This is a genomic window from Halobacterium bonnevillei (assembly GCF_009831555.1).
In the GTDB taxonomy this organism is placed as follows: domain Archaea; phylum Halobacteriota; class Halobacteria; order Halobacteriales; family Halobacteriaceae; genus Halobacterium; species Halobacterium bonnevillei.
Map to the genome: position 1 here is coordinate 1 of NZ_WUUU01000098.1, position 11,186 is coordinate 11,186.

Here is an 11,186-nt window from a genome sequence, read left to right on the forward strand (position 1 = left end):
GAACGCTGTGGACGGGCTCGCGAACGCGCTCGACGCCGTCGCCGAAGCCGCGCGGCGCGCCGCGGACGCCGCCGAAGCCGGCGAGAGGGGGCGCGCCGACCAGCGCCTCGACACGGTGACCGAACGACTCGAACGCGTCGCCACGCGACTGGCGGAGGCGTCGGAGTCCCTCCCGGAGACCATCACGCGGGCCACGGGCAAGCGACTGAACCAGGCCCGCCAGCGGGCCGACCAGGCGAAGGCCGCCGACAAGCTCTGAGCGGCGGACTGTTCTCCCCGTTTGCGGGGCCGCGTCCACCGACGCTGTGGCGGGGTCGGGTCGCAGAAACTGACGAAGCCGGGCATGACGACACGCGGGCGACTGACGGGGACGCGGTCTCCGACGAAGCGGCGACGACGACCGAGTCCCCCTCCTTCGCGGCGCTTCGAGGACGAATCCGGGCCAGCACGGGATTCTTATCGCTCGGACTCGTCGGTATCGCGTCCAGCCACGAACGGGAGCGGAAGCGCGTCAATGCCGCGCACCAGCGAGTAGACGAGGACCGCGATGCCGCCGAACGCGACCAGGTGGGCGACCACGCGATACAGGTACGTCAGGAACGCCACGTCCTGTCCCGCGTGCAGTAGTGTGGACGAGCCTGGAAGCATCGTGGATGAATCGCTCGGGGTGCGGGCTATGACGCCTGCAACCCTCGGTAGGCCACCACGGCGCCGACGACGAAGACGAGCGTCGCCAGGTAGATGGGGCCGAGGTGGGTCAGCCAGTCGTGAGCGAACGCCGCTCCCGTCCAGTGCATCGGCAGTGCGAGCGCCAACCCGACGACAGCCGTCACGATGGCGGTCGCCCACGCCCACCACAACCGCTGGCGGACGCCGTACCACGACAGTCCTGCGACCGCGATGCCCGTGGAGATGATGAACGCCCCCGTCGCGACGTGCAAGTGGCTGATGTAGTACGCCACGGTCGGGTTCAGGTCTCCGGGCGTCGCCCCGTCGAGTTGACTCACGCCGATCTCGAAGCCGCCCCCGACGAAATTCAACACGAGGAACGCGACGCCGTACCCGACGAACGCCACGCCCGCGAGTGCCATCAGCACGGAACCTCTCCGGAGATCGGTGCTGTATTCGACTCCGTCGCCAATTTCCGCGGTTCCCGCTTGTGCCATGTGTGAACACCTCTTGCTAGTGGTCGTGTCTCGGGGGCTGGTCGACGGTCGCGTCGTCGCCCCCTGGTAGCACGGCTACGACACCGAGGATTGTGTAGCTATTTTGTGCGAGTTCGGCAGGGACTGCAGGCCTCGCAGTCTGTGACGACTCGTCACCACCTGCCTTCCAGCCGATTCCGTGGGACGCGCGCAGCTATCTCGCTCACCAGTCTCACTCGGTCCCCGCCGAGTGACGCGAAGCGACAGCGGTCTCGTCTTCCGGGACCGGTCTCGTCGAGACCTGCGCCGTCCGTTCCGCGTCGATGTGCGCCACCCCGGACAGCCGCCGGGGTGCGTCGACGCTACCCCCGCATCAGGTTCAGCACTTCGTCGACGACGTCGGGTTCGACGGCGACCAGGTAGCGGCTGCCGGGGGTCAGCGTCGTGTCCGGGCGGGCGATGCGGTTGCCTTCCTCGCCGGAGACGATCAGGGTTCCGGCGGGGAATCGGACCTCCGAGAGGTCCCGCCCGGCGGCCGGTGCGCCGTCCGCGACCCGGATGATCATGACGTCGAGGTCGCCGGTCACGTCCGCCAGCGTCTGGACGTCACTGCCCGCGATCTCGTTGGCGGCGACGCGGGCGCCGGCACGCTCCGGGAAGACCACAGCGTCGACGAACCGCGTGTAGGACTCGCCGGTCCCGTTCTCGATGCGCGCCACCGTCCGGATTCCGGGGACCAGTTCCGACGCCGCCAGGCAGACGGCGAGGTTCAGTCCAGTCTGGCCAGTCAGGGCCGCGATCACGTCTGTGCGCTCGAGCCCCGCCTGCGCGATGATGTCGGGGTCGGTCGCGTCGCCGGTGATGACGGTGGCCATCCACTCGTCGGTGAGGTCCGACGCCACCTGTTCGTCCTGTTCGATGATCGTTACGTCGTGGTCGCGGTTCGCGAGCAACTCGGCGGTCTGGAAGCCGACTCGCCCGCCGCCAGCGATGACGACGTCGAGTGTTCCGGTCATGGGTTCGGTCATTCGAGTGTGGTGGTCGTGCGTGCGGTCGTTCGAGTGCGATTCGCGAGTTCAGTCATCGATCTCGGGGACCTGGTCTGCGTCGACGTCCGTTCGTCGGTCGCGGTCCGGACCGCGTTTCAGTCGATTGAGTCCGAGGTACGCCGCTCCGCCGAGCAGAATCCACGCCACACTGAGCGCGAGCGCGAGCGGGTCGACCCGGATCAGGTACCGGACGAGGACGCCCGCGAGCACCAGATTGAGCGCGATTCCGATCAGCGGCGGGGCGGGGTAGAACGGCATCTCGTACGGGCGATTCATGTCGGGGCGCTCCCGGCGGAGCCTGATGACGGCGACGTTCACGACGATGAACGACAGCAGGAAGAACAGACTCGACATGTTGCCGGCGCTCTTGGTCGGCAGGGCGACCGATCCGAGCATCACGACGGCGCTGGCCAGAATCGCGACGAACGGCGTCCCGTAGCGGTGGTGAATCTGGCCGAACGACGGCAGGAGCTGGCCCTCGCGCCCCATGGAGAACGCTACCCGAGAGGACGCGATGACGACCGCGTTCAGCGCGGTCAGCGTCGAGAACACGGCCCCGAAGACGATCAGGGCGCCGCCGTTCTGGATGACCGGCAGCCCGGTGGGCATGAACGAGGTCGCCGCCTGGGCGATGCCCGCCTCGCCGGCCGCTGCGAGTCCGTCCGCCCCGAGGGTTCCGATCGCGACCGAGACCACGGCCATGTAGACGACGACCGTCGCGGCGAGGCTGAAGAAGATGGCCTTCGGAATGTTCTCGCGCGGGTTCTTGACCTCCTCGGTGACGGTGGTGATGAGGTCGTACCCCTCGAAAGCGATGAACGTCAGGCCCATCGCGGGCAGGATCGCAGTCACGCCGTTGCCCTCGGTGAACAGCGGCTGGAACTCCGCGCCGCTGAATCGCGGCGACGCGACGCCGAAGCCGACGAACACCAGCAGGATGGTCACCTTGACGACGGTGAAGATGGTCTCGACGCTCCCGCTGGCCGCCGTCGAGACTGCGTTCAGCGCGACCAGGCCGAGGACGGCCACGAACGCCAGCAGGAACGCCGGTGGAACCGCCGCGTCCACGACGGGTACTGCGAGCGCGCCGACCTGGCCCGGCGACGGAACCACCCCGTAGACGTGCAACAGCTCCAGGAAGTTCGGCGCGAAGCCGAGCGCGTACAGCGCCCCCGCGATCATGTACGCGAACCAGAGCATCCACCCCATGAGGAACGAGGCGAGGTCGTCGAAGATCTCTCTGACGAACGCGTACCCGCCGCCGCTCCGCGGAATCGACGCCGCCAGTTCTGCGTACGACAGGCCGGTGAACGCGGTGACGACGCCGTTCAGCGCGAACACCAGGATTGCGGCGGGTCCCGCGATCTCGGACGCCAGCCCCGTCAGCACGAAGATGCCGGCGCCGATCATCGCGCCCATCCCGATCATCGTCGCGTCGAGCAGCCCGAGTTCGGCAGACGGCGATCTGTGCTGACTGCTCATCTACGCTCGAGTAGTGCGGCAGCCAGTGCGATTCGAACGTGCCCGGGACACGGACTCACGGGACGACAGCACCCGTGGGAATTCCCCCGCCCCAGCGACGGTGCGTGCACTCATTCATTGTCGTCTTGCGTCCTGATTACGGCCGCCATCGTTCCTGTCGATTGAGAAAAGGGAGCCTATTGAAGTTGACGTGTCCGGAAATACGACAGGCATGCCGCAAGTCAAGCAGTTCGTCGTCGCCGGTGGGGGGCGAGTCGGCAAGCGGACTGCCGAGAATCTGGCCGACCAGGGCCACGACGTGGTGCTGATCGAGGCCGACCCGGACCGCGTCGAGGAGCTGTCGGACGCGTACATCGGGCCAGTCATCCACGGCGACGCCACGCGCCCCTCGATTCTCGAGCAGGCGGCGTTGGCCGATGCGGACGCGATCGCCGCCCTCACGAACGACGCGGCGACGAACCTGGCGGTCTGTATGGAGGCACAGCGGCTCGCGCCGTCGATTCGGACCCTGGCACGGGCGGAAACACGCAGCGACCAGGAGTACGAGGAGCTGGTCGACGCGACGATTCTCCCCCAGTATCTGGGCGGCGACTACGCCGCGGACATGCTGACGGGCAGCGACGTCCAGACACTCGTATATCCGACGAGCGACCTCGACATCCTCAGGCTGACGGTCACGGAGTCGGCGCCCGTTGCGGGGCGGCGACTCGACGACGTCGCGCTTCCCGAGGGGAGCCTGCTCATCTCGACGGCCGACCGGACGGAGCTGGCGGGCCCCGACACGGTTCTCGAATCCGGAACGCAGTACATTCTCGCCGTGGAGTCCGACGTCGTCGACGAGGTCATGAACCTCTTCCGGGGGTAGCGGCCCCGGACGTGGACACGCGAGTGTCATCCCAGGACCAGCGGCCAGAGAAACCGGATGAGGAGGTACGTGACGGCCGTCGTGAGGAGGATGACGATGCCGTCGAGCAGCGCGCCGGCGCGAAGCATGTGGTCGCGTTCGACGTAGCCGGCGCCGAAGACGATGGCGTTTGGCGGGGTCGCGACCGGTAACGCGAACCCGTAGCTGGCGGCGATGGCGCCGGTCACTGCCAGCAGGACCGACGCGAGTTCCCCGGACGTGCCGAGCGCGTCGGCGTACGCCGGCCCGACGTTGATGAGCAGGGGCGCGAGGATGGCGGCCATCGCGGTGTTGGAGGCGAGTTCGCCGACGACGATGGTCAGCGAGACGATCACCAGGATGACGACGACGAGCGTGGCGCCCTCGATGGAACTGAACGTCAGGTCCGCGAGCCAGACCGTGGCGTCGGTGTCCGCCAGCGCGTTCGCCAGCGAGATGCCGCCGCCCAGCAGCAGCAGCGTCCCCCAGTCGATGCCGACGAGGTCCTCCCACTCGGTCGCGCCGCTGACGACCAGCGCGGGAATCGCGGCCACGCCGACGAGCACGTAGAACAGAAGTCCCTCGTGTCCGGCGGTGCCAAAGACGTTCGCTCCGGTGCCCCCGAACAGCGTGACGGCCCAGTCGGACGGGAGAAGGTCGGCGAAGAGGAACTCGAGCCCCCCGAGCAGCCACAGCGACGCGGTCACGACGAAGACGGCGACAGTGCGGCGCGCTCGATTCGAGAGGGCGCCCATCGATTGGAGTCGGTCGCGGGCGCGGTCCCGCGCCTGGCTCACGTCGTAGGGCTCGGGCGGATAGACGACGTGCGTCAACAGCACCCACGCGACGGGGAGCGTGACGACCACCATCGGGAGGCCGACCGCGAACCACTGGAGGAAGGTGATCTCGACGCCGACCAGCTCGCGCAACTGGCCGACGACGATGGCGTTCGGCGGCGTGCCGATGAGACTGCCGACGCCGCCGAGACTCGCCGCGTACGCGACGCCGAGCAACATCCCGACCTGGAAGTTCGAGGCCTCGGCAGAGCCGTCCTGGTCGTCCGTTTTCGTCAGGTCGGTAACGCTCTCGACGATGCCGAGGACGATCGGGACCATCATCGCGACCGTCGCCGTGTTCGAGATGAGCATCGAGAGCAGCGCCGTCGCGACCATCACGCCGAGGACGAGGCCGCGGGCCGACGTCCCGAACCAGACGAGAATCGAGAACGCGACGCGACGGTCGATCTCGTGTGCCTGGAGCGCTTCCGCGAGCATGAACCCCGCCAGCAGCAAGAAGATGACCGGGTCCGCGAAGCCCGCGACCGCGTCGCCGAAGTCCGGATAGACGCCGAACACCGTCAGGAGGACGGGGATGAGCAGCGCGGTGAGCGGGAGCGGGATCGCCCCCGTGATCCAGAGAATCGCCGCGAACGCCATCGTCGCGACTGCGTACTGTCCCCCGGCGGTGAGCGAGGCGCCGGTCGGGACGGTCGCGACGACGGCCGTGACGACCAGGGCCGCGGCGATCGTCAGGAGTCGCGTAGTCTGTGTGGACGGCACCCGGTTTGACCCGTCGGTACCTACGATATTCTGTCAAGTTAGTTCCACCTGTTCGCGGTGGTCCGACAGGCTCGTTCAGCGGTGACGGATTCGACGTCACTGCCGCCCGCGCCGATACAGTGATGGAGGACGTCGAGTCCGTCGGGGATTGACCGCCACCCGGGTCGTTGACGAACACCCGTACTCGTGGACCAAGTCGGCCAAACGGGGCAGACACCCACGTCTGTCTGCGGAATCACCATCTGGCCGGCCGACCCCCCTTCCATGAGAGGTCGCAATCTTATACCCCACTCTATGGATTGGTATCGCATGGCACGAACCAACGAAGACGACGGTACGGCAAACGAGCCCACGAGTAGCAGACGCGCGGTGCTCGGTCTCGCGGCGGGGACCGGCCTGTCCGCCATCGCAGGCTGCCTCAACAGCACCGGCGGGGACGGTGATGGCACGACCACTCAAGGCGACGACCTCGCAGACAAGATCGTCCTCCAGATGGAAGGCGGCACCATGTTAGACGCGCTCGAGTCCGAGGCGTTCGGCGCGTTCGAAGAGGAGTTCGGAACGAGTGTCGAGGTCAGCCTCCGCAGCAGTCAGCAGAGCGGCTACGCGAAGATCCAGGCGGGACAGGCGGAGGTCGACTTCGCCAGCGTGCCGCCGTTTACCCTCTACAACGGCACGAAAGACGACGTGTGGGAACCGATCGACCCCGACGAAGTGCCGAACTACGAGAGCAACGTCCTCGACCCCCTGAAGAACCCGGTGTTCGACCCCGGCGACAGTATCCACGGCATCCCCCACGCCTACGGGACCGTCGGGATGGCGTACAACAACAACGAGCTCGACGACCCCACCTCCTGGAGCGCGTGCTGGGATTCCGCCTACGATGGTCACGTCGCACCGGAGGGGTTCGGCTTCATCAGGGTGTTCACGACGGCGCTCGAGATGGGGATGGACCCCAACGACATCGGCGCGGACAGTTCCTACGAGGAGGCCATCGAGAAGATCTGGGACCGCGTCGCGGAACAGCAGGAACTCGTCGTGACCAACTGGACCAGCGGCGACGAACAGGCGCGCCTGTTCGCGTCCAAGGACGCCTGGGTCGGCGAGGCCTGGGGGAACGTCATCTACGGCGCTGTTCAGGACGGCAACGACCACCTCAGTTACACCATCCCCGAGGAGGGCGCGTACGGCTACACGCAGAACCACGCCCTCGTCAAGGGGATCAGCGACAAGAAGCGCAGGACCGTACTGGAGTTCATCAACTTCCTCCTGCGCGACGAGATCCTCCAGCCGGTCACCGAGAAACTCGGCCTCCCGCCGTCGACGTCGGTCACCTCAGAGGAGATCGAGAACCTCTACGACTACGACCCGCAGGGCGGCGAGGGCCTGAAGTTCCCCGACGTCGAGTACATCAACGAACACAACGACGAGTGGTCCCAGCGCTGGGAGTCGGTGCGTGGGAACTAACCACACCCGATCCACAGCAGGACCCCACACCGAACAATGGCATTTCTGGAACTAGACAACCTGAGAAAGGAGTTCGGCGACCTCGTTGCGGTCGATGGAGTATCGCTGTCCATCGAGGAGGGACAGTTCGTCACAATCGTGGGCCCGAGTGGCTGCGGAAAGTCGACGATCCTCCGGAGCATCACGGGCCTGGAGACCCCCTCGAGCGGCGAGATCCGACTGGAGGGCACGGACATCACCGAACTGCCGGCGTACCGGCGCAACATCGGTCTCGTGTTCCAAGACTACGCCCTGTTCCCGCACAAGACGGTGTTCGAGAACGTCGCGTTCGGACTGAAGATGCGCGGCGCGCCGAAGGCCGAACAGCGAGAGCGCGTCGAGGAGATGCTCGAGATGGTCAACCTCGAGGGCTACCAGGAGAAGTATCCCGAGGAGTGCAGCGGCGGCGAGCAACAGCGCATCGCCGTCGCGCGCGCCATCGCGTTCGACCCGGACCTCGTCCTGATGGACGAACCGCTGTCGAACCTCGACAAGAACCTCCGCACGTCCATCCGGAGCGAGCTCCGCCGCATCCAGGACGAGACGGGCGTGACGACGGTCTACGTCACCCACAACCAGAACGAGGCGCTGTCGCTGGGCGACAAGCTAGCAGTGATGAACGACGGCCACCTCGAACAGTTCGACGACCCGGAGACGGTCTACCGGAACCCACAGACGCGCTTCGTCGCGGACTTCCTGGGGCGGTCGACGGAGGTCCGAGGGACGTATCACCGCCAGAACGGCGAGGCGGTTGCCGAACTTGGCGGGGGCATCGAGCTGCAGGTCCAGCCGTCGGGGTCGCTCGCCGACGGCGACCCAGCGTCGCTGTTCCTCCGCGACGAGAAACTGAAGCTCGTCGACGGGAGCGCGCCGACGGAGAACGTCCTCGAGGGAATCATCGAGTCAGTGGACTACCGCGGGCGCGACATCAACTACTTCATCGAGGTGCCGAAGATCGGGCAGACCGTCCAAGTGAGCCACATCGCGGACCACAGCACGGAGACGTTCCACACCCTCGGTGACGCGGTGTCGGTGTACATCGAACCCGAGAACGTCACCTGTCTGCCCGCGGACGACAGCCAACCATGAGCACCGGACGCGCCAGACTCCCCGAACTCAAGGACGCGGTGATGGAGAACGACTGGGTGCGCTTCCTGGTCTCGCCGGGACTGGGCATCGGCTGGGTGTTCCTGTTCCTATTCCTGCCGATGACAGTCATTCTCGTCATCAGCTTCTCCGCCCCCGGAGACTTCGGGAACGTCATCTACGAGTTCACGCTGGAGAACTACCAGCGGTTCTGGAACGCCGACGTCTACAAGAACATCATCTTCGAGTCGCTCGTCTACGGATTCGTCGTGACGCTGTTATCGCTGCCGCTGGGGTACACGGCCGGATACTTCCTGGGCCGCTCGAAGACCGACTGGAAGTGGATCCTGCTCGGTCTCGTCGTGCTCCAGTACTGGGTTCCCTTCATCATCCGCACCTACGCGTGGATCATCGTGCTCTCGAACAACGGCGTGCTGAATCAGTTGCTCCTGAGCCTCGGCGTCATCGGGTCGCCGCTCAACATCATGTACACGAACTTCAGCATGATCCTCGGCTTGACGGTGAGCCTCCTCCCGTTCATGATCCTGCCCGTCTACGTCTCTGTCAGCGCCATCGAGGAGGACCAGATTCACGCCGCCAAGACGCTCGGCGCGACCGACTTCCGCGCGTTCCGCGAGATAACGCTCCCGCAGTCCCTGCCGGGCATCGTCTCGGGCGTCCTGTTCGTCTTCATCATCTCGGCCGGCGCGTTCCTCGCGCCGACGCTGCTGGGGGGTCCGAACACGCGGATGATCGCGCCCGTCATCGAGACGGTGTTCATCCTCGACTTCAACTGGCCGTTCGCGGCGGCGCTGTCGATCATCTACTTCGCCATCATCGCGTTCCTGCTGTACCTGTTCACGAGACGCGTCGACCTCGAAGAAGCACTGGAAACGGGGGCGACCTGAGATGGCGACCGATCACGCGACCACGGGCGAGACCGACGTCGACGCCGAGCGCGGCTACTTCGGGGTCACGATATCCTCGCGCGTCAAGTGGAACCTCATCCGAGCGGTCACCGTCGCCGTCTACGTGATGATGATCCTCCCGCTGGTGGTCATCGTCATCAACTCCTTCAACCCCTCGCGGCTGGGTAACTTCCCGCCGCAGACGCTCAGCATCCGCTGGTACGAGGCGCTGCTCGCAGACGAATTGATGCTGCGCGCACTCCTGAACAGCCTACAGGTGGGCGTCGCCGCCGCATTCGGCGCGGGCCTGATCGGCACGCTCACGGCGATGGGGTTCGTCCGCAACGACTTCCGCATGCAGGACGCGCTGGTCATCGTCTTGCTGTCGCCGCTGCTCATCCCGCCGATCATCGTCGGGGTCGCGGCGACCATCTTCTTCGGTCAGGCGGGCATCCCCCGGTCGCTGGGGTGGCTCGTCGTGATGCACACGCTGCTGGGTCTGCCCTACGCGTTCCTCATCATCCGCAGCCAGCTCTACCTGTTCGACGAGACGCTCGAGGAGGCAGCGCGCACGCTGGGCGCAGACCGGCTGACGACGTTCCGGGAGGTCACCTTCCCCATCATCTCGCCGTCCATCATCACCTCGATGGTCATCGTGTTCGTCATCTCCTTCGGTGAGTTCACGGCGACGCAGTTCTGGGTGAAACGCACCACCACGACGGTTCCGGTCGTCATCTTCTCGATGCTGCGGACGAGCATCAGTCCGAAGATCGACGCGCTGGCGACGGTGATGCTCGTCGTGACAATCCTCGTCCCGCTGATCGTGCTCGGGATCAGGCGCTGGGTCCTGAAGACCTGAGCCCGGTCCACCTGGCAGTTCTCGCTGGACGTCCGGAGCGGCCCGGGCAGCCGTCCCGCCCGGCGAGCGGGACGGCGCGCTCCACCGCGAGTTCTGGAATCGACTCTGGGGGGCGCTCCACGGCGAGGGTGGGATTCGTCTGTGGGGGCGCTCCAGGGGGCGCTCTCATTCGAATCGCTCGAACGCGACGCCCGCCGTCGGCAGGTTCGGGTCCGTCCCGTCGACCCGGGCGGCGAGAATCCGCCCGGCGGCGGGCGCGTACTGGATGCCGTTGGCGTTGAACGCGACGACCGAGAGGCCGTCGACGCCGGTGGTGCCGATGATCGGGTCGCCGTCGGGCGTATGTGAGCGGACGCCCATCCATTCCTGCTCGACGCGCGCGTCGCCGACGTCCCAACGGAGTCGGCGTAGTTCGGAGAGACAGGTGTCGCGGAGCGAGTCCGGAACCCCGTTCGACACCGCGTCCGGGTCCAGGACCTTCGCGTCCGCGTACTGCCCTGGCAAGCGACCGACGAACAGCGTCCCGTCGGCGTTCTGCCGGGTGTAGACGCCGCTCTCCTCGTGGAACAGGGCTGGTAAGCCGTGCCCGTTCCAGCCCACCACGAGCATGGGCCCCCGCGTATTCCGGACGTGGAGGGTGATGCCCGCGCTCGCGAGGAGGCGGCGATTCCACGGGCCGGCCGCTGCGACGACGCGGTCCGCGCGACTG

Annotated in this window: 11 protein-coding genes and 1 pseudogene; 6 read left to right on the forward strand and 6 right to left on the reverse strand. The window is 66.6% G+C overall.

Features of this window, described 5'->3' with window-relative positions; translation table 11 throughout:
• A pseudogene (locus tag GRX66_RS11935) lies at positions 1-259 on the forward strand (hypothetical protein); the annotation flags it as partial.
• 197 nt (positions 260-456) lie between these two features.
• Here GRX66_RS11935 and GRX66_RS11940 read toward each other — a convergent pair.
• The 4 genes from GRX66_RS11940 to GRX66_RS11955 form a co-directional block, all read right to left on the reverse strand.
• Complete coding sequence (locus tag GRX66_RS11940; protein WP_159526764.1) at positions 457-648, reverse strand: hypothetical protein; 192 nt, start codon at positions 646-648, stop codon at positions 457-459.
• A gap of 26 nt (positions 649-674) precedes the next feature.
• Positions 675-1,166 carry a hypothetical protein gene (locus tag GRX66_RS11945; RefSeq protein WP_159526765.1) on the reverse strand — a complete coding sequence of 164 codons (492 nt, stop codon included), beginning with the start codon at positions 1,164-1,166 and terminating at the stop codon, positions 675-677.
• A gap of 341 nt (positions 1,167-1,507) precedes the next feature.
• Positions 1,508-2,161 carry a potassium channel family protein gene (locus GRX66_RS11950; RefSeq protein WP_159526766.1) on the reverse strand — a complete coding sequence of 218 codons (654 nt, stop codon included), beginning with the start codon at positions 2,159-2,161 and terminating at the stop codon, positions 1,508-1,510.
• Between the two features lie 60 nt (positions 2,162-2,221).
• On the reverse strand, positions 2,222-3,676 hold the full coding sequence (locus tag GRX66_RS11955) for an APC family permease (protein WP_159526767.1): 1,455 nt from the start codon (positions 3,674-3,676) through the stop codon (positions 2,222-2,224).
• A gap of 211 nt (positions 3,677-3,887) precedes the next feature.
• On the opposite strand from GRX66_RS11955, the gene GRX66_RS11960 reads away from it, so the two are divergent.
• Positions 3,888-4,541, forward strand: coding sequence for a potassium channel family protein (locus GRX66_RS11960; protein WP_159526768.1), 654 nt, complete (start codon positions 3,888-3,890; stop codon positions 4,539-4,541).
• Positions 4,542-4,567: 26 nt separating this feature from the next.
• Here GRX66_RS11960 and GRX66_RS11965 read toward each other — a convergent pair whose 3' ends face one another.
• Positions 4,568-6,118 (reverse strand): SLC13 family permease, encoded by a 1,551-nt coding sequence (locus GRX66_RS11965; RefSeq protein ID WP_325064083.1) that lies wholly within the window; start codon positions 6,116-6,118, stop codon positions 4,568-4,570.
• Positions 6,119-6,427: 309 nt separating this feature from the next.
• Here GRX66_RS11965 and GRX66_RS11970 point away from each other — a divergent pair, with 309 nt between their 5' ends.
• The 4 genes from GRX66_RS11970 to GRX66_RS11985 are packed head-to-tail and all read left to right on the forward strand — an operon-like array spanning position 6,428 to position 10,477.
• The gene (locus tag GRX66_RS11970) at positions 6,428-7,585 is read left to right on the forward strand and encodes an ABC transporter substrate-binding protein (protein ID WP_159526769.1); all 1,158 of its coding nucleotides are present in this window, start codon (positions 6,428-6,430) and stop codon (positions 7,583-7,585) included.
• 36 nt (positions 7,586-7,621) lie between these two features.
• Positions 7,622-8,713 carry an ABC transporter ATP-binding protein gene (locus tag GRX66_RS11975; protein WP_159526770.1) on the forward strand — a complete coding sequence of 364 codons (1,092 nt, stop codon included), beginning with the start codon at positions 7,622-7,624 and terminating at the stop codon, positions 8,711-8,713.
• Positions 8,710-9,618 (forward strand): ABC transporter permease, encoded by a 909-nt coding sequence (locus GRX66_RS11980; protein ID WP_159526771.1) that lies wholly within the window; start codon positions 8,710-8,712, stop codon positions 9,616-9,618. Before GRX66_RS11975 ends, GRX66_RS11980 begins: the two co-directional genes overlap by 4 nt.
• A gap of 1 nt (position 9,619) precedes the next feature.
• Positions 9,620-10,477: an ABC transporter permease gene (locus GRX66_RS11985; RefSeq protein ID WP_159526772.1), complete on the forward strand. Its 858-nt coding sequence runs from the start codon at positions 9,620-9,622 to the stop codon at positions 10,475-10,477.
• A 165-nt stretch (positions 10,478-10,642) separates the two neighbouring features.
• Here the strand turns inward: GRX66_RS11985 and GRX66_RS11990 are convergent.
• On the reverse strand, positions 10,643-11,186 hold a 544-nt coding region (locus GRX66_RS11990), incomplete at its 5' end, for an NAD(P)/FAD-dependent oxidoreductase (RefSeq protein WP_159526773.1).